A 24,472-nucleotide genomic window follows, 5' to 3' on the forward strand; every position below is an offset into this window, starting at 1 on the left:
GGGGGCTGGTGTGGGCGGGGGGCCTCGGGGGTGGGCGGGGGGGGCCCTTGTTCCGGTTTTTCTTTATGGGAATGTTTTTGTGGGGGTAGATTAACAGGGTTGGGTTGGGGGTGTTGTTGGTGGGGGGGGGGGGGGGGGCCCCCGGGGGGGCGGCCCCCCCCCCCCGCCGAAGGTCTCCGGGGGAGCCCCGTACCCGCCACTGGGCGCCGGAGGGGGCGGACCGCCGTAACCCTGCGGCGCGGGCGCCGGGGGAGGCGGCGGGGGAGCCGGAACGGGATCGGGCGCGGAACCGGCCCCCGCGGCCAGGGCAGCGGGTACGGCGGCCGGGACCGGTGCGGGGCCTGCCGCGTCGTATCCGGAGAACAGTCCGGTGAGACCGGCCGGGGGCTCGCGCCAGCCGGAGGGCGCGGGGGCGGGCTGACTGCGCCCGACCCGGATCGAGCGGAGTTCCGGCAGGTCGGTGCGGCGCCGGAGGTCGGCGGTGGCCAGGGCGACGCGCACACCGGTCCAGTCCTCGCCGGTCCGCTGGGCGACCGAGGCACGCAGCACCAGACGGCCGCTGCCGTCGCCCTGACGGTGGGTGAGCCGGTAGGCCGGCACCCAGACCGCGCCCGGCACCCCGTATTCCAGTTCCAGCTCCAGTTCCGTCCCCGCGTCACCGGCGCCGTCGAGGGCCAGTACCGCGCAGACCGTGGTCTCCACGTGTGTGGACGGCGCGTCGGTGGAGGCGCGGGCGAGCCGGTCGGCGGCGACGTCGAGTTCGTGCTCGACGTCGCGCAGCGCATCCTCCAGCTCGACGAGGCGCCGGTGCAGTCGCGTCAGCCGTTCGTCGACGAAGTCGGCGAGCTCCAGCCACGCGTCGACCGGGGTGCGGCGGTGCGGGTCCTCGCGCTTGCGGGCGGGCGGGACCGGGCGGAGGGCACCGACCTCCGCGATCAGGCCCAGCTGCCGGTCCCGGCGGCCCCGCGCCGCCGCGCACTCGTCGCTCAGCCGCTCGACCTCGTGCCGCAGGCCGTCCGGCGCGTCCGCGGACGGTGGTTCGGCCTCGACCTCCACTCGGGCCCCGGTGACGCGTATCCCGGGGGTGCCCAGGACCCGGGCCCGCAGCGAACCCGGGTCCAGTGAGCGGGGCAGCCCCGTCACCCGCACCCGGCCGTCGGACGGTACGTCGCCCCGGGCCAGGCGCCGGCAGACCGCGCCCTGCGCGTACACCACGACCGAATCGAGGGTCGATTCCCACCGCTGTGCCGACTCAGTCGCCATGTGCTCCGTCCCCCCGCCGTGTCCATGCTGAACGCAGCTTACGCCCGGCCGGTCCGCGCGTCCGGGGCGAGCCGGGGAGGAGCGGACCGGCGGACAGGACAGGGCTGATGGGGCGGGCAGGACGGACGGGGTGGGCGGTAACGGTGACGCCGGTTCAGGTCCCGGTGGTCATCGTGGTGAGCACCCGGTGGTGCACCCGCTTCAGCGTGGCGACGAGCACGAGAAGGACGGTGTCCAGAACCAGTACGGAGACCAGCGGCGGGAGCCGGAAGGCCGCGACGCCGGCGGCCGCACAGGCCAGGCAGGCGAGGAGGCGGGCGCCCCAGGCCTGCCGGGTGGAGGTGTAGTACCACCACGCCTGGGTGATCACGTAGAGGATCGGGCCGCCGAAGAGGAGGAGGCCGAGCGCGGCGCTGCCGGGCCCGGTGGGGTGACCGATGGCGAGTTCGGCCCCCACGGCGAGGGCGACCAGCCCGGCCAGGGTGGGGTACTGGCCGCTGACGGCGTGCCGGACGGGGAGCAGCGAGTCGGCCGTCGTGGCGACGTGCCGGGCGAGGATGTCCTCGCCCCCTCTGAAGTAGCTGGCGCACAGGCACACCAGTGCCACGAACACGCCGAGGCCGACCGTCACCGTCGCCACGTCGACCGGGGCCGCGGAGATCGCCGCACCGATGGTCAGGACCGTCTCGCCGAGCTGGATGATGATGAACAGGCGGATCCGCTCCACCATGTGCTCGGCGTCGAAGACGAGGTCCCGCGAGGACAGGACGTCGCGGGGCAGGGGGTGGGCCAGCCAGACGCCGGCCATGTCGACGGCCGCGGCCGCCGCCCACCAGGCCAGCCGCGGCCCGTGGTCCATGGCCGCCCCGGTCAGCCACAGCGGGACCGAGACGACGGCCCACGCCGTCACGCGCCGGTAGTGATGGCGCAGGACCGGCGTCGGGGCGCTCACCGCGGCCACGACGTCGGTCAGGAGCAGGATGGACACCAGGGGGACCACGAAGGCCCAGGGGCGGTCCGCGAAGGCGTGCGGGATCTGGGCGTTCATGAAGAGCCCCAGTCCCATCACCGCCAGGACCAGCCGCCGGGTCCGGGGGAGCTCGACGTCGAGGAAGGTGGCGTCGAACCTGGAGATCATCGAGCCGAAGGGCGGGTTCGCCAACTAGGGAGGGCGGGTTCGTCGGCCGGGGTGCGCTTCCCCCGGACCGGCCGGCCGGGTGCACTGCGGCCCGGGCACGCGTGGAGCGTGTCCGGGCCGTGCGGTTCGGTGCGGCTTTTGGGCCGCGGCGGGCCGGGAGGCCGGGGCCGGTGACGGGTCAGGAGGCCAGGGCCTGATGGAGGGCGGCCAGGCCGTCGCGGTAGATCCCGGTGAACAGCTCGACGACCTCCGCCTCGGTGGCGTTGTCGGGGTTGAAGCGGCCCGACCACTGGACCTCGGCGACGTCGTCGCGGCCGGGGACCGTGTGGACGCGGAGGGTGGAGATGTAGCCGTTGACCGGGAACGGCGCCTGGAGGATGGCGTAGCTGTAGTGGCGCTCCGCCTCGTCGAAGGCGACCAGGCGCTCGATGATGACGTCGCCGTCCGGGTTGGTCAGGCGCCGGACCCGGCCGCCTTCGAGAGCGGTGCTCTCGGGGATGTAGGGGAGCCAGTCGGGGAGGGAGTCGAAGCCGCCGATGAGGTTCCAGACCTGCTGGGGGGAGGCGGGGACGACGCGGGAGACGGAGGTGGAGGCCATGATCTTCTCTCCTGGGGGTGGAGTCCGTGGGGGGTGTGGGGGAGGGGAGTCGTGGGGGTCAGGCGTTGTTCGGGAGCGGGGCGGCCGGGCTGACCAGGCCGGCGGCACGGAGCTCGGTCCAGAACGCGGCGGGGACGGTCTCGGCGAGGGCGGCGGTGTCCTCGGCGATGCGGCCGGGCCGGGTGGCGCCGGGGATGACGGCGGCGGTGGCCGGGTGGGCGAGGGAGAACTGCAGGGCGGCGGCCTTGATGCTCACGCCGTGCCGCTCGGCCAGGGCCTTCAGCTTGCCGACGCGCTCGACGATCTCGGCCGGGGCCTGCTGGTACTCGAAGTGGGTGCCGCCGGCAAGGATGCCGGAGCTGTAGGGGCCGCCGACGACCATGTCGACGCCCTGCTCCTGGGCCATGGGCAGCAGGCGCTGGAGGGCGTGCTCGTGGTCGAGGAGGGTGTAGCGGCCCGCGAGGAGGAAGCCGTCGGGCCGCGGCTCGTCGAGGGCGAGGGTCAGCTCGATGGGCTCGGTCTTGTTGACGCCGAGGCCCCACGCCTTGATGACGCCCTCGTCGCGCAGCCGGGACAGGACGCGGAAGGCGCCGGTGCGGGCCTCCTCGAACTTCTGCAGCCACGCGTCGCCGTGGAAGTCCTGGGCGATGTCGTGGACCCAGACGACGTCGAGCCGGTCGGTGCCCAGACGCTTGAGGCTGTCCTCGATGGAGCGTTCGGTGGCCTCGGCGGTCCACTCGTGGACGATCCTGTTCGGGTTTCCGTGCTCGAACAGGCCGCCCTTCTCACCGAAGTCGGGGACGTCCGTCTCGTGCTCGTCGAGGATGACGCGGCCGACCTTGGTGGACAGGACGTAGGAGTCGCGCGACTTGGTGGACAGGACCTCGCCGAGACGGGTCTCGGCCAGGCCGGCGCCGTAGAAGGGGGCGGTGTCGTAGTAGCGGATGCCGTGGTCCCAGGCGGCCTCGACGGTGGCGCGGGCCTCGTCGTCGGGGATGGCGCGGAACATGTTGCCGAGCGGGGCCGTGCCGAAGCCGAGACGGCCGGGAAGGATGTTCTTGAGCGACATGGGAAGTGCCTTTGCGGGGGTGGGGTGGATGCCCGGCGGGCTCCGGCTCCGGGGAGCCGGGGTGCCGTGGGGGAGGGCGGTCCACCGGTTGTGCGGGCCCGCGTCAGATGCAAGCGCGCCTTACATGCAGAGACAATACTTGCACACGCGGGCTAATGCAAGGGGTGATATTCGGCGTCTGCTCCATGCCTGCCCCGCGCCCCCTCGCCCCGTGCCCCTCACCTCTTGTCCCGCGCCCCCGTCCCGTATCTCTCGGCCCTTGTCCCGCGCCCCTTTGCCGTACTTTTCGGCGCGCGCTTTCGGTGCGTCGTTCAGGCCGTGGTGCGGAGGGCGGTCGAGCTGTACTCCCAGAGGCGGTCGGCCGCCTCCGGGTCCAGGGCGTGGGCAGCCACGCCCCCGGGCCGTTCCTCGTCGCCCCGGACGACCCGTGCCTCCTGGCCGTCCTCGAAGTAGCGGCCCGTGACGCCGGCCGACAGGGGCGAGGCGGCCGGCAGGACGGATGTGGCGGCCCCCTGGAGCGGGGTCTTGTAGAACGGCGGCGGCGTCAGGTTCCCCTCGCCGTCCATCACCCCGAACGCGCGCATCGTCTCGTCGTCCAGGTGCCGCTGGAGGCGGGTGAGGATGAAGCCGGGGTTCACGGCGTTGACCGTGATCCCGTCGTCCGCCCAGCGCCGGGCGCCGACCGCGAAGAGCACGCCGGCCGACTTGGACCGCCCGTAGGCCGTCCAGGGGGCGTACGGCCGCCGCTCGAAATGCGGATCGTCGAAGTCGAAGGGCGCGCTCCGGTGGGCGCCGGAACTCACGACCACCACCCGGGCCGTCCCCGGGGCCCGCAGGGCGGGGTGCAGCCCGGTCGCGAGGGCGAAGTGGCCGAGGTGGTTGGTGGCCAGCTGCATCTCCCAGCCGCCCGGGGTGAGGACGCGCTCGGGGAGGGCCATGATCCCGGCGTTCGCCACGAGCACGTCCAGCGGCCCGTTCCAGGTCCGTACGAAGGAGTCGACCGAGGCCGGATCGGACAGGTCGAGCGCCGCCGCCCGCACGGTGCCCGCGCCCCGGGCGGCGGTCAGCTCGTGGACCAGGGGGCCGGCGGACTCCGGGCGGCGCGTGGCGATCGTGACCTCCGCGCCGGCCCGGGCCGGCGCCCGCACGGTCTCGGCGCCGATCCCCGAGGCCCCGCCGGTGACCACGGCACGCCGTCCGGTGAGGTCGACGCCGTCGATCACCTCCTCGGCGGCGGTGCGGGCGGTGAAGGGAGTGGTCAGGAGTGCGTTCGTCATGATTGCCACGCTAGGACGCCCCGACCGGACGGACTATGGTTCCCAGTCCTGGTTCTTTTAGTGATCGTCCAAAGAGGTGGCGGTGGATCCGCTCGAAGACGTGCTGACCCTGCTGGAGGTGCGGGCCCGGCTGTCCGCCGCCCTGGTGGCCGGCGGGCAGTGGGCGGTACGGTTCGACGCCCCCCGAGGGGTGAAGTTCAACGCGGTGCGGCGCGGCTCCTGCCGTCTGGAGGTCGACGGGCTCGACGAGCCGCTCGATCTGGCGGAGGGCGACTGCTACCTCCTCACCGGCCCGCACCGGTTCACCCTCCGCGGCGACCCCGAGACCCTGCCCGTCCCCGCCGCACCCCTCTTCGCCCGGGCCGGGAACGGCGTCGCCCGGGCCGGGCGGGGCGACGACACCCTTCTGGTCGGAGGCTCCTTCTCCTTCGGGGACCGCGCCCGCGAACTGCTCCTGGACCGGCTGCCCCCGGTGATCCACATCCCGGCCGGCACCCCGCACGCGGAGACGGCGGGCTGGGCGCTCGCCGCCATCGAGCAGGAGCTCGCGGACCGGCCGATGGCCTTCACCCTCGTGGCGGAACACCTCGCGGTCGTCATGCTCACCCACGCCCTGCGCCTGCACCTCGCACGCGCGCCGCACGCCGTCCGGGGCTGGCCGGCCGGCCTCGCCGACCCCCTGGTCGCCACCGCGCTGACCGCCCTGCACCAGGACCCGGCCCGCGCCTGGACGGTCGCCGAACTGGCCCGCACCTGCGCCGTCTCCCGCTCCACCCTCGCCGCGCGTTTCAAGGCCGCCGTCGGGCAGGGGCCCCTGGAGTACCTCACCCGCTGGCGCATCGAACTCGCCGCCCAGCGGCTGCGGAAGAACGACGCCACGCTCGCCGCCATCGCCCACTCCGTCGGCTACGGCTCCGAGAGTGCGCTCAGCGTCGCCTTCAAGCGCGTCCTGGGCGTACCGCCCGGCGACTACCGCCGACGACCCGTCGCCGGGACGGTCCCGGACCGGGCGGCGCACACCGCCCGGTCCGGATGACGCCACCCACCCAACGCCCGCCGACCGGGGCTCGCCCCGTACCGGAAGCCCCGCCCCGTACCGGGGGCCGTCCCCACGACGGACTTTCCCGTACGCGGTATCTCCCGGTGCGGTGTTCCCCGCACCGTTTTTGCCTTTGTTGCGCATTTCTGGGCGGCGGTCGTCTCCGTATCTCCTGGCCCCACTTGGTCCGCTTTCATCTGTTTCTTCCGATGGTCGGCACTTTTTGGGCGGACGTCATCGGGAGTTTCGAATTTTTTCGAGCAGCGGGTGTTCCGCCGCATTCATCAATGGTATTTCATTGGGGTCGGTAATTTCGTTCACCGGAGAGGGCTCCATGAGAAGCTTGAAGATCTTTCTCGGTATGGCTTCGGCCTTATTGCTCGGCCTGACATTAGCCACCCCGGCACATGCCGCGGGCGGCAAGTACGTGGCGCTCGGCGACTCCTACACCGTGGGCGTCGGCACGCGGACGTACGACAACCCCGACGACGCGTGCCGCAGGGGGCCGCTGTCGTACACCCGGCTGTGGGCGGCCCAGCACCCGGGCTACTCCTTCGTCGAGGCGGCCTGCTCCGGTGACACCACCACGGAGCTGCTGGCCAACCAGGTGCCCCGGGTGACGGCGGACACCACCCTGGTGACCGTCCAGATCGGCGGCAACGACGTCGGCTTCGTCGAGGTGCTGAAGAACTGCATCCTCACCATCGACGACAACGACTGCATCAAGGGCGTCGAGGCCGCCAAGGCCGCCGCGACCGGGTACCTTCCGGGCCGGCTCCAGCAGGTCTACTCCACGATCCGGGCCCGCGCCCCCCAGGCCCGGGTCGTCGCCGTGGGCTACCCGCGCCTCTACACCATCGGCGGCAACTGCGGCATCCTCGGGCTGAGCGACAAGGAGCGCACGGCGCTCAACTCGGCGGCCGACACCCTGGCCGGGGTGCAGTCGGCGGCGGCCTCCGCCGCCGGACTCACCTACCTCGACCCGCGGCCCGCGTTCGACCCCCACACCCTCTGCTCGGGCGGCTCGGAATGGGTCACGAGCCTGGAGTGGAGCAAGCTCAACGAGTCCTACCACCCGAATGCGGCCGGTCACCGCGACGGATATCTCGCCCAGCTCAACCGCATTACCGGCTGAACCGGCCGGCCGTGATTTCCCCGGACGGGGACCTGAAAAGGGCATGGGGAATTCCGCACCCACGAAAAATGGAAAGGAATTCCTGACCGCTCCGTCGGGGAAACGCGAGGACGAGGGCGCTCGGCCGGAAGGCCGGGCGCCCTCGTTCCGGTCCGGGGAACGTTCGGAACGGCACCCAGGAAATGATTTTCAGCCGGTGGGGCCGCTCCGTTCCGCCTTGGCGGGCGAGTGCCCGCCGGGGCCGACGGCGTTCGTGTCCGCGAGGGACGAGGGGTCCTCCACCTCCGGCACCAGCATCTGACCGGCCGCCAGCTCGCGGTACAGGCCGTCGGAGGCGACCAGCCCGGTGTGGCTGCCGCAGGCCCGCACCAGCCCGTGTTCGAGCACCACGATCTGGTCCGCCTCGGTGACCGTGGAGAGCCGGTGCGCGATCAGGATCACCGTGCAGCGCCGCGCGGCCTGGTCGACGGCGTCCCGCAGGGCGCGCTCGTTGTTCGCGTCGAGCTGCGCCGTGGCCTCGTCGAGCAGCAGCACCTCCGGGCGGCGCAGCAGGGCGCGCGCGATGGCCAGGCGCTGGCGCTCCCCGCCGGACAGCGTGACGCCGCGGTTGCCGACCTCGGTGCGCAGCCCCTCGGGCAGCCGGGCGATCAGCGAGTCGAGCCGGGTCAGCCGCAGCACCTCGGCGATGTCCTCGGCGGTCACGTCCTGCGCCGCGTACCGCAGGTTGTCCTCGACGGTGCCGGCCATCACGGGCGACTCCTGCTCCACGTACGCGATGCGGCGGCGCACCTCGGCGCGCGGCAGCGTCGAGATGTCCACGCCGTCGATCCGGATGGCGCCGGAATCGAGTTCGTGGAAGCGCTGGAGCAGCGCGAACAGGGTGGTCTTGCCCGCTCCCGACAGGCCCACCAGCGCGGTTCGGGTGCCGCCGGGCACCGTGCAGGAGATGCCCCGCAGCGCGGGTCCGCGGCCCGGGTAGGAGAACCGGACGTCGTCGAACTCGACCGGGGGAGCGCCGCCCTCCGCCGGCGTGTCGGCGGGCGGCACGTCGACGTCGTCCTCGGCGGGCATGTGGCGCACCTGCTCGATGCGGCCGATCGCGCCCAGCCCCTGCTGGAGCGTGCTGAGCCCCGCGACCAGCGAGCCGATCGGACTGGCCAGGTAGAACACGTACAGCAGGAAGGCGATCAGGGCGGAGACCGTGAGGCTGCCGGAGGCCACCAGGGCGCCCCCGACGCCGAGCACGGCGAGGAACGCCGCCTGGATGGACACCCCGGACAGCAGCTTCACCCAGGCCACGTAGCGGGCCCCGGTCAGCCCGGCGCGGTAGGCCTCCTCGACGGCGGCCTCGGCGCGCAGGGTCTCACGGCCCTCGGCGCCGTTGGCCTTGACGGTGCGGTACGCGCCCAGCGTGCGGTCGAGGGTCGCCCCGATCGCCCCGACCGACTCCTGCGCCCGCGCCACCGCCTTCCGGATGTGCGGCAGGATCAGCCCCATCACCACGGCCACGGCCACCATGACGGCGGCGGTCACCCCCAGCAGGCCCGGATGCACCACACCCATCAGGACGACGGCGCCGAGGATGCTCAGGACGCCGTTGGCAACCATCACCATGCCCTCGGTGGCGGCGTTCTGCACCAGGACGCTGTCGGAGGTGACGCGCGCTATCAGGTCGCCCGGCGAGCGGTGCTCCAACTCGGGCACCCGCAACCGGATCAGACGGTGCACCAGTTCGGTGCGGATCTGCCGGACCACGCGTTCGGAGGTGCGCTGCTGCCACCAGGACTGGAGCCCGGTGAGCGCGGCACCGAGTACGACCAGCGCGGCGAGCAGTACCACCGGGCCCAGCACGCCGCGCTTCTCGCCCAGCCCGTCCAGGACGTGCTGGGCGACCAGGGGCTGGACGAGCCCCGAGGCGCTGGCGGCGAGCACCATCAGCAGGGTGGCGCCGAGCACCGCGCGGTGCGGACGGGCGTAGCGCAGCAGGATCCGCAGCGGCGACGTCGCGGGATCCGTGCCGGGCGGTGCCGGGGCGGTGGCGGGAGCCTCGTCCCGTACGGGGTGTGTCATGGGGAACCCATCGAGGAAGGAGAGCGGGGCGGGCCGTCGGCCCGGTGGTGCTCCGTGCGGTTCGTGCGTGCTCGGGGCGGTGCGGGTGTGCTTGGGGCGTGCGGGACGGGTCCGGTGTCGTTCCGCGCGGCGCGTACCGGCTGCGGACCGGGCCGGACCGTGCGACCGCGTCCGGTACGGCCCGCCGCCCCGCGGCCGTACGCACCGGACGGCGCTTCCCGGTCCGAACCGGCCCGGCCCGGCGAGAGGTCCTAACCGGGTACGGGCGTGCCGGCCGCGACGTGTTCCACGAGGTCGGCCGCGGCCCGCCGGCCGCCGGCCGACCGCAGGGAGCGGCCGATGGCACGGGCCGCGGTGCGGTGCCCCCCGGTGTCGTCCAGCACGGTCTCCAGCGCCGTTCGCAGCCGGGCCGCGTCGGCCCGCCCGAAACGGACCCGGATGCCGGCGCCCGCCGTGACGACCTGCTCGGCGACGATCGGCTGATCGTCCCGGATCGGTGCCAGGACCAGCGGCAGCCCGTGCCACAGCGACTCGCAGACGGTGTTGTGCCCGCCGTGCGACACCACCGCGGACGCCCGCGCCAGCAGGTCGAGCTGCGGCACGTATTCCCGTACGAGGATGCCGTCCGGGACGTCCTCCAGCAGGCCCCCGGGATCGACGACCACGCCCTGGACCCGGTCGCGGAGCGAGTCGAGGGCGGTGACCGCTTCCTTCAGGAAACGGCCCCCGGCGTCGGTGTTGGCGGTGCCCAGCGAGACCAGCACCAGTTCGCGGTCCCCGTCCAGCGCCTCCCAGGGGAAGTCGCCGTCTCCGGGGCGGGGCGCGATGACCGGGCCGACCAGCCGGACCCGGTCGTGCGGCAGCGGCGCGTCACCGATCAGCTCGCGCCCGGTGAAGGCCACCACCCCGTACGGGGAGAACCGAGGGTCGCCCTCGGCCCGGGGATCCCCGATGCGGTGGCGCAGCCCGTCCATCAGCTCCTGCAGCCACGCACCGATCTTCGGGAACGCGGCGAGCGGGTCGACGAGTTCGGCCGAGGTGCTGGCCGAGGTGACGTGCACGACGCCCCGCCGCTCCGCGGTGAGCGAGCCGGCCAGGGTGTGCTGGTCGGTGAGGATCAGGTCGGGCCGGAAGTCCTCGACGGCGGCGTCGACACCGGGAGCCATGGCGTCGGCCAGGGGAATGAAGAAGTTCTCCCACAGGAACCGGAACGCGGCCGGGCCGGTCAGCCCCGGGGGCCGGACCGTGTGCTCGTCCTGCGGCATGGGGCAGTCGTAGATCCGCGCGCCCCCGCCCACGAGCCGTCCGAGCTGCTCGGCGTTCCCGCACCAGGCGACCTCGTGCCCGCGCCCGGCCAGCTCGTCGGCCACCCCGACCAGCGGATTGGTGTGACCGACCAGCGGCGGTACGACCAGCAGGAAACGCGTCACCGCAACGCTCCCGCGGGGGTGTGCTCGGCGACCCACTCCAGGATGAGGTCGCGGGTGACGGCGGGCTGTTCCACCAGGACCGAGTGGCCCTGCTCCGGCAGGATCACCGTGCGGCAGCCGGCCACCCGCTTCTCCAGGTCCGGCGCCTGGGCGCTGAGCCCCGACTCGTCGCCGAAGACGGCGAGCAGCGGGCAGGTCAGCGCGGACAGGTCGTCGTCGATGGTCCGGCTCAGCGGCACGTCCTCGGCGAGCGTCGTCGTCCGCAGGATCCGGCCGGCGTTGCGCGACAGCCGGGCGGTGTGCGCGCCGTGGTTGGCGGCGATCCAGTCGATGGACTCCTCCAGCACCAGGTGCGTCTTGGCGTCCGCGAGCCCCGCCTCCATGTGCTCGTTCCACAGGGCGACCGGCGGCTCGGACTCGATCATGGTGATCGTGGCCACCCGGTCCGGGTACCAGGCGGCGAAGCCGGCGGCGATCGTCCCGCCGAAGGAGTTGCCGACCAGATGCACCCGGCCGGTGATCTCCAGGCCGTCCAGCAGCGCCGCCAGGTCGTCGACGAACGCCTCCAGCCGGTAGCCGGTGCGCGGCCGGTCGCTGCGCCCGTGGCCGCGCAGGTCGTACATGACGACGTCGTGCCCGGCGGCGGCGAAGGCGGGGCCGAGTGTGAAGTAGTAACTGGCGAGGCTGTCGGTCAGCAGCCCGTGGACGAAGACGACGACCTGGGGTTCACCGCCGAGGGCGGGCGCGGTCGTGGCCGGTAACCGCTGCACATGGGTGGTGATCTCGCCGGTGCGGATCTTGGACATGGGGGGTCGGGCCCTTTCGTGGGTGGTGGCGGGCACCCGGGGTGTGCCTGCCGCGGGGACGGTCGAACGGGTGCTCGGCGGGGCGGTCGCACGGAGGGGGAGGCGCCCCGGCCCATGGAGCGGGCCGGTCCATGGGCCGGCCCGGCTCATGAGGTACCCCGGTTCAAGAAGCGGACCGGCTCATGAACCGGACCGGTTCACGGAGTGCCCCGGCTCATGGGGCGGACCGCAGCGATTGCGTCACGTAGTCGACGAGCTGACCCACCGTCAGGGCGATGATCTCGTCGAGTTCCAGATCGGCGACGAACAGGGCCACGTTGACCTTCTCGCCGTAGTGCTCGCGCAGCGAACCGGCGAGCGTGACCAGGTCGATGCTCTCCAGTTCGAGGTCGTCGTGGAACGTGGTGTCCCGGTCGATCTCGACGTCGTCCAGCCCCTCCTCGGCCAGCAGGTCGCGGAGCATGCCCGCGATGTCGGCGAGGGTCCTCTCCCACAGTTCGTCCCCCGGAAGGGCGGCCGTCGTGGCGGGCCGCCCGATTGCTTCAGTGCTCATCCTGGATTCCTGTCGTCTTGTCGTCCGCCGTCCAGGCGACGACGTACCGCCGCCCGTCCGGCTCCCGTGCACCGCCGGTCATCTCGGTGCTCTTCACCTCGTAGGTCACGCCCTCGGCCGCGACCTCCAGCCGTTCGGAGGTCGCGGACACCACCCGGAAGTCGGCGGGGCGGCCCCGCAGCCCGGTCCCGAGCCGCTTGGAGACCGCTTCCTTGGCCGTCCAGAACCGGGTGAACCAGACCGCCTCGCCCTCCTCGTCCGCCGCCACCAGCCCGTCGAGAAGGGCCAGTTCCGCCGGATCGCAGGAGGCCGTCACGGTGCCCCGCGGACGGTCGACGACCTCCTCGACGTCGATCCCGCAGGGGCCCCGGCGGGCGACGGCCACACCGATGTCCCGGCAGTGCGCGAGCGACACCGTCAGGTCCTCGCCCGGCTCGCACCCGTACACCCCGCGGACCAGTGGCCGGCCGGACTCGGCGTTGTGCACGGCCAGTTCCGCCGGATAGATGTCGCCGCGGCCCTCCTGCCACAACAGGGTGCGCACCGCGTCCTTGGCGGCGATCCGGCCGAGCAGCCAGCGGCGGCGGACCATGGGCTTCAGCCCGTCGTACACCTCGCGTTCCGCACCGCCCAGCACGTTGCGCATCACCAGCTCGCGGGTGGCCAGGTCGGGCCAGCGCTCGTGGACCGACAGCCACCCGCCGGGGCGCTGCTCGGAGAGGGTGTTGCGGCCGGGGAAGCGGTCGACCGCGCGCATCGTCGCGTCGTTGTCGAAGCGCCGGTCCTGCCAGCCGGTGAACTCGGCCCACACCCGGCCCTCGTGGCTGAGCTGCATGTCGGCGGTCAGCGTCGACGTGGTCACATCGGTGATGCGGATGGCGCAGGTCAGCCGGGTGCCGGGGGCGGGATGGGGACCGAAGAAGCGGATCCGTTCCATGGCCACGGGGAAGACGGTGGTGCGCTCGTCGAGCTTCGACATGATCCAGTAGCCGAGCAGCTGACCCACGTTGTCCAGCAGCGCGCCGGGCGCCTCGGGAGTGGTCAGCACCCCCCGTACGTAGTGGTCGGCCTCGGCCGTCAGTTCGCTCACCCCCTGGAAGCGGGGGCCGTGGAACATCCACCGGTCCGTGTACAGCTGCTCCGCGCGCAGCTCGGGCCGCCGCTCCGCGGCCGGGTCGGTGGGCCACACCGCCGGGGCGGCGGCGTACCGCGGGGCCAGCTCGACGACCGCCCGGGAGTAGCCGGTCAGGGCGACCTCCACCCGGTCCGGGGCCACGTCCCGCACCTCCACCGGGACCCGCACCGACGGGATCGCGGCGATCCACTTCAGCAGCCGCACGTCGTGGACGGCGACCGCACGAGTCCCGGGGCGGGCCCGCTCGGCGAACTCCATGAGGTGGGTGATGACCGTGGTGGCGGGCACCACGGGCCAGCGGTCCCCCTCGTCGGGCCAGCCGGGACGCTGCCGGAAGAAGCAGTGGTCCAGCAGATAGGGCATCTCGGCCACGTCCACCCGCAGCACCCGTTCCGCCCCGGCCCGGGGCGCCTGTGGAGCCGGACGAGCCGGGGGCGTCGGGGAAGCCGGACGTGCCGGGACGCCGGCGGACGGCGGGGGGTCCGCGGGACGCCGGACCGGCACCCCGCGACCCGGCCGGGCCGCGGGGGCGCGGCGGGCGAGAGCGCGGGCGCCGATGAGCTCCCTGGCCACCGACGCCGTGTCGTCGAGCAGCGCGGACAGCTCGGCGCTCAGCGGGTCGCCCGCCGTACCGGGAACCGGCGCGGCGGCACCGGCACCGGCTGCGGAGGTCCTGGCGAGCAGGCCGCGCTCCCGCGCGGGCAGCGACACCAGCGCCCCGCCGAGGTCCAGCCGGACCCCCGGACGGCCGGTGCGCGCCGCCACCGGGGCACCGGCACCGGCCCCGGCGGTGCCGGGAGCGAGCAGCGGGGTGACGTCGGGGGCGGCACCCTCCGTCCACAGCGCGGTCACCACCCGGCGCAGCTGCGCCAGGCTGTCGTGCGACGAGGAGTGCGCGGAGACGACCAGCCGGTCCTGCCCGGCCAGGGTGTCGTCGATGAGCGAGCCGAGCTGGCCCGCACCGAGCTGCACGAAGGCCCGGAACCCGGCCCCGTGCAGCGCGAGCACCGTCTGCCGGAAGCGGACGGGCTCCAGCAGATGGCGTACGAACAGCTCGCGCACCGCGTCCGCATCGGCCGGGAAGGGCGCGGCCGTCGTCGCGGACCAGACCGGGGTGGTCTGCGGGTGCAGCGAGTAGCGTTCGGCGGCCGCGCGGATCGGCCCCAGGTACGGCGCGAGCAGCGGGGTGTGGAAACCGGAACGGAAGGGCAGCACCTGGCAGATGACGCCCTGGGAGCGGAAGCGGTGCACGAGCTCGGCCACCGCCTCCTCGGGGCCGCAGATCATCGACTGCTGCGGCGCGTTGTCGTGCGAGAGCACGACGTCCTCGCGGTCCCCGAGCTCCTTCAGCACCCGCTGCGCGGACATGCCCAGCACCCCGAAGGCGACGCCCGGCACGCGCAGCGCGTCCGGATCGAAGGCCGAGAGGAACGCGTCGACCTCGTCGGCCGCGTGGATGCCGCCGCAGGCCATCGCCGTCCACTCGCCCACGCTGTGCCCGGCGACGGCGTCCGGGACCACGCCCACCCGGCGCAGCGCGGTGTCCAGCAACCGGCCCAGCTGGAAGACGGCGGTGCCGTGCCGGCCCACGTCACCGACGCGCGCGTCGGAGCCGAGGATCCGGGGAAGCCCGAAACGAGCGGCCAACTCATCGACGCGCGGGGTGAATTCGGCCTCCAGGCCGGGGAAGACGAACGCGGTCCGGCCACCGGCCGCCCCCAGCACCGGACGCGGAGTGAACCACACGTCGGTACGGCCCCGCCAGGGCACGCCCTTGGCCACGGCCCGGCGGGCGAGTTTCAGCCTGCGCGCGGTCGGATCGACGATGCCCAGCCGCACCGGCCCGCCGCCCGGGGCCCGTTCGTCCCGGCCCGCGGCCAGGACCGAGGTGTCGTCGCCGTCCAGCAGCCCGGCCAGTTCGTCGACCGTGCCGGCGGCCAGCCGCAGCACCCGCTCCGGCTCGCTCACCGTCACCCGGCCCGTCACCCGGCCCGTCGCCCGGGGGGCGGCCGGAGCCGGCTGCTCCAGCACCACATGGGCGTTGATGCCGCCGAAGCCGAACGCGTTCACCCCCGCCCGGCGCGGCGCGCCGCCCGCCGGGTCCTGCCAGGGGCGCGCCTTCGCCAACGGGGCGAACCGGGTGTCCGCGAGTGCCGGATGCGGCTCCTCGCAGTGCAGCGTCGGAGGCAGCACCCCGTGGTGCACCGCCAGCGCCGCCTTGATCAGACCGGCGATCCCGGCGGCGGGCATCGTGTGCCCGATCATCGACTTCACCGAGCCGATGACCGCCCGGTCGCCCTCCGCGGAAGGGCCGAACACCTCGGCGAGCGTGGCGAGTTCGGCCTTGTCACCGGCCGGGGTCGCGGTGCCGTGCGCCTCCAGCAGGCCGATCGAACCGGCGGCCCCGGGGTCGAGCCCGGCGGCCTGCCACGCCTGGCGCACCGCCCGGACCTGACCGCCCGGGTCCGGGGCGAGCAGACTGGCCGAACGGCCGTCGCCGGCCACCCCGGTGCCGGTGACCACGGCATAGATCCGGTCCCCGTCCCGCTCGGCGTCGGCGAGCCGCTTCAGGACGACCACTCCCGTGCCCTCGCCGATCAGCACCCCGTCCGCGCCCTGGTGGAAGGGACGGATCCGCTCGGAGGGGGAGAGCGCGCCGAGCTGGTTGAAGACGCTCCACAGCGTGATGTCGTGGCAGTGGTGCACCCCGCCCGCCAGCATCAGGTCGCAGCGCCCGGAGGCCAGTTCGCGCACCGCGTGGTCGACCGCGATCAGCGAGGACGCGCACGCCGCGTCGACCGTGTACGCCGGGCCGCGCAGATCGAGCCGGTTGGCGACCCGGGAAGCCACCAGGTTCGGCACGAGCCCGATCGCGGACTCCGGCTGCTCGGGGCCGAGCTGCTCGGTGAACGCCGCCCGCACCCGCTCCAGCTGGTCGGCGCCGAGCTGCGGGGCGAGCTCGCCCAGCGTCCGGACCAACTGGTGCGCGGTGCGCACCCGTTGGTCCAGGCGGACCAGGCCGGGCGTCAGATAGCCGCCGCGGCCCAGCACGATCCCGGCCCGCTCCCGCGCGGACGGCAGCACATCGGCGCCCCCCGCGTCCTGGAGCGAACGGTGCGCCACCTCCAGCGCGATCAGCTGGTCCGGCTCGGTGCCCGCCACCGAGGACGGCATGATCCCGAACCGGGCCACGTCGAACTCGGCCGTCCGGTCCACGAACCCGCCGCGCCGGCAGTAGATCCGGTCGCTGCGCCGGTCCCCGTCCGTGACGCCCGGCGCGTAGAAACCGGCGTCCCAGCCGTCGTCCGGCACCTGGGTGATGGCGTCCACCCCGCCGACGATGTTGCGCCAGTAGGCCTCCAGGTCGGTGGCGCCCGGGAAGAAGGCGTCCATGCCGACGATGGCGACCGGTGTGCGTGCGTCCACGCCTGTCACCAGCCCGAGGCGGTGTAGACCGTGGCGTGCGTCTCCGGCAGGCCCCAGGCCAGTTCCCGCAGCAGGCTCAGCGGGCCCTCGTCCGGGTCGATCAGCTTGATCCCGCGGGCCGCGTACGAACGCATCAGCTCGGGGGTCACCATGCCGCCGCCGGTCTCCGCCGCCGCCCAGGGCCCCCAGTGCACGGTGAACCCGCGCCGGCCGGGCCTGGTCCACCGGCGGCCCAGTTCCTCCAGGGCGTCGTTGGCCGCGGCGTAGTCGCACTGGCCGCGGTTGCCCAGGGCCGCCGCGATGCTGCCGAAGAGCACCGCGAAACGGGGCCCGGAGGGCAGCGAGTCGACCGCGTCCAGCACGGCCCTGGCCCCCTGGACCTTGGTGGAGAAGACCCGGTCGAAGGAGGCGGCGGTCTTCTCCGCGATCAGCTTGTCCTCGATGACACCGGCCGCGTGGACGACCCCGTCCAGCCGCCCGTACTCCCGGTGCACCTCCTTCACCGTGGTGCTGACGGCCTCGGTGTCCAGCACGTCCACGCAGTGGTACCGGGCCTCGCTGCCCAGCTCCCGAAGCTCCCGCAGCGTGTCGCGCACCTCACGGGCCGACAGCAGGGAGTTCAGCCTGCGCTCGATCTCGGCGGGCTGCGTCAGCCCCGTCGCCAGCAGCGCGCGGCGCAGCGCGTCGCGGCCCTGCGCGGACGCCGTCGCCGGGTCCTCGGCCTCCGACGGCACCGGGGTGCGGCCCATGAGGACCAGCCGGCAGCGACTGGTGGCGGCCAGCGTCCGGGCGAAACGGGCGGTGATGCCGCGCGCGCCGCCGACCAGCAGCACCACGGCCTCCCGGTCGAGACCGACGGCCTCCGCCTCCGCCACGCCGTCCCCGGCGGGGCCCGCGCCGGTCTCGGCGAGCGCACCCAGACCGGTGGGGGTCAGCCGCAGCGCGCGCCGGACCGTTCCGTCGGTGAGCACGACCGGCTCCCGGTCCGTGGCCGCGGCCTCGACGAGCAGGGCATCGGCGACGGCCCCGGCGTCGGCGTCCTCCACCACCTCCAGCAGGGTCGCGGCGCACTCGGGGTACTCGCGGGAGACCGTGCGGAAGAAGCCGCGCAGACCGCTGGCCGCGCCCACGGTGCGCCGCTCCACCGCGACCAGCCGGGCGGGGGCCGCCGCGAGCAGCTTCTGGAACAGCGGCAGGGCGTCGGGCAGCGGCGGGACGTCGGCGTCCAGGGCGCCCAGGTAGTACACGGTGCCGGGGATCTCGTCGGGCACGTCGTCGGAGACCACCGGCTCGGCGCCCACGGCCCGCAGCCGGTCCGCCAGCGCCTCGGCCGCCGCACCGCCGCCGAGCAGCAGCACCCGGGTCCCGGCCGGGACCGCGGCGGTCACCCCGGGCAGCGCCTCCTCGGTGAACTCCAGCCGCACGGGGGCGATGATCTCCGGCTCGACGGCCTCGGGCGCGACCGGCGCGGGAGCCGGTGCGGGGGCCGCCGACCCGGCCGCGGGCTCCGGCGCGCCGGCCCCGAGCGCCTCGACGAGGAGACCGGTGAGGGCGGCGGCGGTACGGGCGGAGGTGAGGCGGTCGAGCCCGTCGGGGGTGTCGGTGGGCAGACCGAGCCGGGTGGCGAGTTCGCCCGCTATCTCGGCGCGCTTGATGGAGTCGACGCTGAGGTCGGCCTCCAGGTCGAGCTCGGGCTCGATCATGTCGACCGGGTAGCCGGTGCGGTCCGCGACGACACCGAGGACGGCGTCGAGCACGCTCTCCCGGTCCGTGGCGGGCGCGGTCGCCGCGGCCACCGGCTCGGGGGCGGCGGGCGCCGGCAGCGCCGGTACGGGCTGCGGCGGCTCGTACGCCACGGTCTGCGCGTACACCGGGGTGCTCGGCACCGGGGGCGCCGCCGCGTAGCCGGTGTCCGCCCCGCCCAGATAGCGCAGCAGCACGTCGCGCTGGGCGGCGACCATGTCCCGGCTGCTGCGGAGGAACTCCGCGATCAGGGCGTCGGGGCCGGACAGGGAACCGTTGTTGTGGAGATGCTCCGACACGACCGACTCCGATATCTGGGTGGGGGGATGGAGTGCGCCCGACGGGATGGTGCCGTCGGCGCGGCGCAGCAGATGGCCGTCGACCGTCCAGCCCGCGGCGCGCGGCGCGGTGGCGGTCTCGGGGTCGACGGTGTCACGGCCCTGGACGAGCCGGGCGAGGCGCACGTCGACGCCGAGCACCGCGAGCCGGGCCAGGGCGTCGAGCAGTCCGCGCAGACCGCCCCGGTGGTCGGCGGCCACCGGCACGGTGCGGTGCGGCCGGTCCTTGAGGATGGTGTCCACCAGCCGCGACATCATCCGGCCGGGGCCGACCTCGGCGAAGACCCTGGCCCCCGCCTCGTACATGGCCTCGATCTGCTCGGTGAACCGCACCGGGGCCTCGATCTGCGCCGCCAGCGACGCGCGGATGTCCTCGGGCGCGGCCGGATAGCGCGCGGCGGTCCGGTTCGCCCACACGTCGAAGGCGGGCGGGTGCAACGGGACCTGCTCCAGGTGCCCGGCGAAGGCGTCGCCCGCACCCGACAGCACCGGACTGTGGAAGGCGCAGGCCACCTGGAGCTTCTTGGCCGAGCGGCCGGCGTCCCGCAACGCGGCACAGGCCGCCTCCACCGACCCGGTCGGGCCCGAGACGACGGTCTGCCGCGGCGAGTTGTGGTTGGCCGCGACGACGTCGCCGTGCAGGCCGGCCAGCCGCAGCACCTCCTCGATCTGCTCGGCGGAGGCGTTCACGGCCGCCATCGACCCGGGGTCGCCGCCGTCGACCGCGCCGAGGATCGCCGTGGCGCGCGCGGCGCTCGCCGCCAGCAGGTCCTGCGGCGCGAACACCCCGGCGGCGCCCAGCGCCGCCAGTTCGCCGTAGCTGTGCCCCGCCGCCATCGCGGGCCGCACCCCCAGGCTGCCGAGCAGATCGGCCGCGGCCAGCTCCACGATGCCGAGCGCGGGCTGCGCCACGGCCGTGTCGGTGATCCTGGCCAGCTGCCCGGCCCTCGTGTCCGCGTCGAAGGCGGTGGGCGGGTGGAGCGCCCCGGCCCACTCGGCACCGAGGTGGAGGTAGCGGTGCAGCTCGGGGAAGGCGACGAAGAGGTCCGCCAGCATGCCCGGCCGCTGGCTGCCCTGGCCCGGGAAGAGGAACGCCAGCGCCTCGGCGGGAACGGTCTCCGCGTCCCCGTACAGGCCCTCCTGCTCCCGCGCCGCGACGAACACACCGTCGTCGGGGGCGTGTTCACCGGAGACGGCCCGCCCCAGCAGGCCGGGCAGCGCGTCGAGCGATTCGGCCACCACCGCGTACCGGACGGGCTCCTCGTTCGACGCGGCCCGGTCGGCGCGGAGCGCGGCGTGCCGGGCGTAGTCCCGCAACCGCCAGGTCCCGCCCCGCTCCAGCAGGTCCAGCAGGCGCCGTACGGAACGGGCGGCGGCCTCCTCGTCCCTGCCGCGGAACACGAACAGCTCGGCGGGCCAGCCGTCCAGCGTGTGGGACGCCGGTGCCTGCTCGTGGGCGCGCAGCACCACGTGGAAGTTGGTGCCGCCGAAACCGAAGGCGCTGACCCCGGCGATCCGCCCGGACGGCTCCACCGGCCACGGACTGGCCTCGGAGTGGAAGAAGAACGGGCTCGACCCCTTCTCCCAGGCCGGGTTGGGCTCGCGGACGTGCAGGGTCGGCGGCTTGATCCCGTGGTGGAGGGCGAGCGCCGTCTTGATCAGACCGGCCATGCCCGCCGCGCACTTGGTGTGCCCGATCTGCGACTTGACCGAACCGACCGCGCAACTGCCGGGCAGTGCACCGGACTCGGTGAAGAACTCGGTGAGCGTGGCGAGTTCGGTGCGGTCGCCGACGACGGTGCCGGTGCCGTGCGCCTCGATGAGGCCGACCTCGGTGGGGGAGACGCCCGCACCCGTGTACGCCCGCTCCAGCGCCGCGCGCTGGCCCTCGGGGCGGGGCGCGGTCAGGCCCAGCGCCCGGCCGTCGCTCGCGCTGCCCACCCCGTCGATGACGGCGTAGATCCGGTCGCCGTCGCGCTCCGCGTCGGCGAGCCGCTTCAGCGCCACGCAGCCCACGCCCTCACCGAGCGCGATGCCGTCGGCGGAGCTGTCGAAGGTGGCCGAGCGGCCCGAGGGGGAGAGCGCGTGCACCGAGGAGAACAGCAGGAAGTCGTTGATGCCGTTGTGCAGGTCGGCACCTCCGCACAGCACCAGGTCGCTGGTGCCGGTGACCAGTTCCTTGCAGGCCGCGTCCACCGCGGTCAGCGAGGAGGCGCAGGCGGCGTCCACCGTGTAGTTGGCGCCGCCCAGGTCGAGCCGGTTGGCGATGCGGCCCGCGATGACGTTGGCCAGCATGCCCGGGAAGGAGTCCTCGGTCAGCCTCGGCAACTGCTCGTCGAGGCCCGCCGGGATGCTCCCGGTGTACGCGGGCAGCACCGTGCGCAACGTCGTCGCGTTGGACAGGTCGCTGCCCGCCTCCGCCCCGAAGATCACCGAGGTGCGGCGGTGGTCGGTGCCCGGCGCGTCGTACCCGGCGTCCACCAGCGTCCGGCGGGCCGCTTCGAGCGCCAGCAGCTGCACCGGTTCGATGCTGGCGAGCGAGGTCGGCGGGATGCCGTACACCAGCGGGTCGAAGGGGATCTCGGGCAGGAAGCCGCCCCAGCGGGACGGGGTGCGCTCGCCGTCGCCGTCCGGCGCGTAGTACAGCTCCGGGTCCCAGCGGTCCGCCGGGACCTCCGACACACAGTCCTCGCCGGACAGGACGTTGGCCCAGAACTCGGTCAGATCGGCCGCGCCCGGGAACATGCCGGCCATGCCGATCACCGCGATCCGCAACGGCGCGGGCTCCTCGGCGGGCGCGTCGGGAACGGCGGAGCGCTCCCGCAGCAGACGGCTCGCGCCCTCGGTCACCGAGGCGTGCAGGGCCGCGACGTCGGTCGTGCCGTGCCGCAGCACCACCACCTCGCCGGCCATGAACATGCCCTCGTGCGCCTGGCGGTCCTCGTTCACCGTCAGCAGTTCGTCGCCGACCCGCTCGATGCCCTTGGACGCCAGCCGCAGCCGGCCCACGTTGAACCGCTCCAGCTGCTCCCAGGCATCCCGGTCGGGCACCCCCTGCTCGCGCAGCCCGTTCTTGAGGGCTGCGAAGTCGCGGGTGATCGCGGAGTGCGCGCAGCGGGTGGCGTGCCCGGGAGCCGTTTCCAGCAGGTCGGTGCGGTCCGCGGCGATCACCTGGCGCTGGTACAGCGGCTGGATCGCCCCGGCGGTCACGGCCTCCTCGGTGAACAGGTACGCCGTGCCCATCAGCACGCCGAAGCCCACCCCGGCCCGGGTCAGCGGGGCTGCCAGGGCTGCCGCCATCGCCGCCGACCGCTCGTCGTGGATGCCGCCCGCGAAGAGCACGGTCAGCTCCTGCGCGCCCCGCCCGCCGGACTCGGCCAGGAAGTCGAGCAGCACCTCGGTCTGGGCCTGCCACAGCGGGAAGCTGCCGCGCGGACCCACATGGCCGCCGCACTCCGAGCCCTCGAAGATGAACCGGCGCGCCCCGGCCGTCAGGAACTGCCGCAGCAGCCCCGGCGACGGCACGTGCAGGAAGGTGGTGATCCCCTCGGCCTCCAGGGCGGCGGCCTGCGCGGGCCTGCCGCCCGCGATGATCGCGTGCGAGGGCCGCAGCTCACGGACCACTTCCAGCTGGGCGTCCTTCACGGCGTCGTCCGCGAAGCCCAGGATGCCGACGCCCCAGGCGGCGTCCCCGAGCAGGGAGCGGGTCTCCTCCAGCATGGCGCGGGTGCGCTCGGGCCCCGCCAGCGCCAGTGCCAGGAACGGCAGTCCGCCCCGTGCCGCCACGGCCGCGGCGAACGCCGGCTGGTCGCTGACCCGGGTCATCGGGCCCTGGGCGACGGGCAGGTCCGTGCCGAGCGTTCGGGCGCCGGGCGAGCCCGCGACCAGCGCGGCACCGGGGGAGTCGTCGGCCAGTGCCTCGGCCACGGCGCCGCGGACCGCCCGCAGCGCCCGGGGCACATCTGCGTACCGTCCGGCGAACGACCCGGCCAGGCAGACGTCCTGCCCGACCGGCAGGAACTGGGTGCGCAGGTCGTCCGAGCCGATGCGGGAGATGAACTCCTCGGGATCATCGGGGAGTTGGGGCGCCCCCGGTCCCCGGCGGCGCAGCACGCGCCGGCCGTGGTGCACCACGGTCTCGGAGCCGTCGAGCCCGCGCAGGGCGTCCGCGATCCCGGCGGGCAGCTCGGCCTCGTCGAACAGCGCCAGCTGCGTGTCGAGCACCACCCCGGCCGCGCCCCCCGCGACGGCCGCCGCCGCGCTGTGCGGCCCGATGCCCCCGCAGGCCCACACGGGGAGTTCCAGCGTCCCGTCGGCCAGGACCTGCTGCAGGAGGATGAACGTGCTCAGTTCGCCGACCCGGCCACCGCCCTCGTGGCCGCGCACCACCAGGCCGTGCGCCCCGGCCCGGGCCGCCTCGTGGGCCTCGGCCAGGTCGGTGATCTCCACCAGGACCCGGCGGCCGGGGAAGTCGGCGGGGCGGCGGGCGGAATCGGCCAGCAGGACGGTGCCCACGCCCTCGGGGAGCGAACCGGCGGTGTCGCTGTCCGGCAGCACGCAGCCGGGGCGGATTCGTACGCCGAACGGTGCCCGGGTCCATCGGTCCGTACGGGCCAGTAACTCCTCGGCCCCGCGCGCGTCCCCCGTGGGCAGCTCCAGCACACCGAGTGCGCCCGCCCGGACCGCCGCGGCGGTCAGCCGGGGGGAGGGGCGGTGGAGCGGATTGACCGCGATGACCAGGTCCGGCGCCGACGGCAGGGAGGGCGCGCCGGATAACGGCATCGACATGAAGTCTCCTGATTCGAGGGTCCGTTGGGCGTGATCTGCGGTAGTTAACTGGTGGGGACTCTGCGCGGTCAACAGGTCACGTTGTTCCGTCCGGCCACCGATGTCTACGCGCGTTAAGCGGGTGTGAACCGCAAAGACCCCGAGGCGCGGCAATCCGGACTTCCTCGCGCGGGTGCGCACCGGCCGTCACCTGCAAGTCATGGGCATGACACGTGTATGACGTGCGTTCGAGCGGCGCGAAAAGGCCGATGTGTCGAAGATCACAGCAACCTGGAGGGGCTCGGAGTTCTCACGGAGCGTGGCCGCACGATGCCGGGTACCGGGCCAGGTCGCACCCGGTCGCGGAGGTGCCCGCCGTCGATGGCGCACGGTCCGGTAGCACCGCCCGCCCGCTGCCCGGACCGGTGCGGGACCCGGAGCCGTCCGGTCCGTTCTTCCGCCAGGCTCGCCGCAGTCGCCCCCGGCCCCGCCCGGGCCCCGACGGTTGCCCGGCCCGAAATCGCCTCTCCGGCCCACACCCGCACCCCTGCGCCGTGACAGGTATTCGGCCACCTCGGCCCCGGCGACGACACGGTTCCGTTCCCCCGCGTCCCGCCGGAGGGGTCACACCCCCTCCGGCGGCTGCTCCGCCCGGCCGGACGGGAAAAGGCGAGCACGGCCCTCA

At 74.2% G+C, this 24,472-nt stretch carries 12 protein-coding genes and 1 pseudogene; 2 read left to right on the forward strand and 11 right to left on the reverse strand.

The genetic code is table 11. The features are described 5' to 3' along the window. From ABZZ04_RS36625 to ABZZ04_RS36645, 5 genes and pseudogenes are all read right to left on the reverse strand, one after another. A pseudogene (locus tag ABZZ04_RS36625) lies at nt 1-1,263 on the reverse strand (DUF4139 domain-containing protein); the annotation flags it as partial. A 154-nt stretch (nt 1,264-1,417) separates the two neighbouring features. Then, on the reverse strand, nt 1,418-2,425 hold the full coding sequence (locus ABZZ04_RS36630) for a low temperature requirement protein A (protein ID WP_356936566.1): 1,008 nt from the start codon (nt 2,423-2,425) through the stop codon (nt 1,418-1,420). A 154-nt stretch (nt 2,426-2,579) separates the two neighbouring features. Then, nucleotides 2,580-2,999 (reverse strand): SRPBCC family protein, encoded by a 420-nt coding sequence (locus ABZZ04_RS36635; RefSeq protein WP_356936567.1) that lies wholly within the window; start codon nt 2,997-2,999, stop codon nt 2,580-2,582. 58 nt (nt 3,000-3,057) lie between these two features. Beyond that, complete coding sequence (locus ABZZ04_RS36640; protein WP_356936568.1) at nt 3,058-4,068, reverse strand: aldo/keto reductase; 1,011 nt, start codon at nt 4,066-4,068, stop codon at nt 3,058-3,060. A gap of 311 nt (nt 4,069-4,379) precedes the next feature. Further along, nucleotides 4,380-5,345 carry an SDR family NAD(P)-dependent oxidoreductase gene (locus ABZZ04_RS36645; RefSeq protein WP_356936569.1) on the reverse strand — a complete coding sequence of 322 codons (966 nt, stop codon included), beginning with the start codon at nt 5,343-5,345 and terminating at the stop codon, nt 4,380-4,382. A gap of 82 nt (nt 5,346-5,427) precedes the next feature. On the opposite strand from ABZZ04_RS36645, the gene ABZZ04_RS36650 reads away from it, so the two are divergent. After that, complete coding sequence (locus ABZZ04_RS36650; RefSeq protein ID WP_356936570.1) at nt 5,428-6,381, forward strand: AraC family transcriptional regulator; 954 nt, start codon at nt 5,428-5,430, stop codon at nt 6,379-6,381. Between the two features lie 364 nt (nt 6,382-6,745). Continuing rightward, entirely contained in the window at nt 6,746-7,519 is a 774-nt protein-coding gene (locus tag ABZZ04_RS36655; RefSeq protein ID WP_356936571.1) for an SGNH/GDSL hydrolase family protein, read from the forward strand. Between the two features lie 189 nt (nt 7,520-7,708). Here the strand turns inward: ABZZ04_RS36655 and ABZZ04_RS36660 are convergent, their stop codons facing one another. From ABZZ04_RS36660 to ABZZ04_RS36685, 6 genes are all read right to left on the reverse strand, one after another. Next, the gene (locus ABZZ04_RS36660; RefSeq protein ID WP_356936572.1) at nt 7,709-9,589 is read right to left on the reverse strand and encodes an ABC transporter ATP-binding protein; all 1,881 of its coding nucleotides are present in this window, start codon (nt 9,587-9,589) and stop codon (nt 7,709-7,711) included. Nucleotides 9,590-9,840: 251 nt separating this feature from the next. Next, a complete protein-coding gene (locus tag ABZZ04_RS36665; RefSeq protein WP_356936573.1) occupies nt 9,841-11,019 on the reverse strand; it encodes a glycosyltransferase in 1,179 nt (392 codons plus the stop codon). Continuing rightward, complete coding sequence (locus ABZZ04_RS36670) at nt 11,016-11,825, reverse strand: alpha/beta fold hydrolase (RefSeq protein ID WP_356936574.1); 810 nt, start codon at nt 11,823-11,825, stop codon at nt 11,016-11,018. The genes ABZZ04_RS36665 and ABZZ04_RS36670 overlap by 4 nt, the downstream gene beginning before the upstream one ends. Nucleotides 11,826-12,039: 214 nt before the next feature. Then, the gene (locus tag ABZZ04_RS36675; RefSeq protein WP_356936579.1) at nt 12,040-12,288 is read right to left on the reverse strand and encodes an acyl carrier protein; all 249 of its coding nucleotides are present in this window, start codon (nt 12,286-12,288) and stop codon (nt 12,040-12,042) included. Nucleotides 12,289-12,367: 79 nt separating this feature from the next. Next, nucleotides 12,368-16,939, reverse strand: a complete 4,572-nt coding sequence (locus tag ABZZ04_RS36680; protein ID WP_356936575.1) for a beta-ketoacyl synthase N-terminal-like domain-containing protein — start codon at nt 16,937-16,939, stop codon at nt 12,368-12,370. A gap of 5 nt (nt 16,940-16,944) precedes the next feature. Next, nucleotides 16,945-23,802 (reverse strand): SDR family NAD(P)-dependent oxidoreductase, encoded by a 6,858-nt coding sequence (locus tag ABZZ04_RS36685; protein ID WP_356936580.1) that lies wholly within the window; start codon nt 23,800-23,802, stop codon nt 16,945-16,947. Nucleotides 23,803-24,472 lie beyond the last annotated feature (670 nt).

Source organism: Streptomyces sp. NPDC006435 (genome assembly GCF_040612315.1).
Classification (GTDB): Bacteria; Actinomycetota; Actinomycetes; order Streptomycetales; family Streptomycetaceae; genus Streptomyces.

Coding starts and splice junctions, on each gene's coding strand:
- ABZZ04_RS36635 (WP_356936567.1), bottom strand. CDS start 2,999: ATGGCCTCCACCTCCGTCTCCCGCGTCGTCCCCGCCTCCCCCCAGCAG.
- ABZZ04_RS36640 (WP_356936568.1), bottom strand. CDS start 4,068: ATGTCGCTCAAGAACATCCTTCCCGGCCGTCTCGGCTTCGGCACGGCC.
- ABZZ04_RS36645 (WP_356936569.1), bottom strand. CDS start 5,345: ATGACGAACGCACTCCTGACCACTCCCTTCACCGCCCGCACCGCCGCC.
- ABZZ04_RS36655 (WP_356936571.1), top strand. CDS start 6,746: ATGGCTTCGGCCTTATTGCTCGGCCTGACATTAGCCACCCCGGCACAT.
- ABZZ04_RS36660 (WP_356936572.1), bottom strand. CDS start 9,589: ATGACACACCCCGTACGGGACGAGGCTCCCGCCACCGCCCCGGCACCG.
- ABZZ04_RS36670 (WP_356936574.1), bottom strand. CDS start 11,825: ATGTCCAAGATCCGCACCGGCGAGATCACCACCCATGTGCAGCGGTTA.
- ABZZ04_RS36675 (WP_356936579.1), bottom strand. CDS start 12,288: ATGCTCCGCGACCTGCTGGCCGAGGAGGGGCTGGACGACGTCGAGATC.
- ABZZ04_RS36685 (WP_356936580.1), bottom strand. CDS start 23,802: ATGCCGTTATCCGGCGCGCCCTCCCTGCCGTCGGCGCCGGACCTGGTC.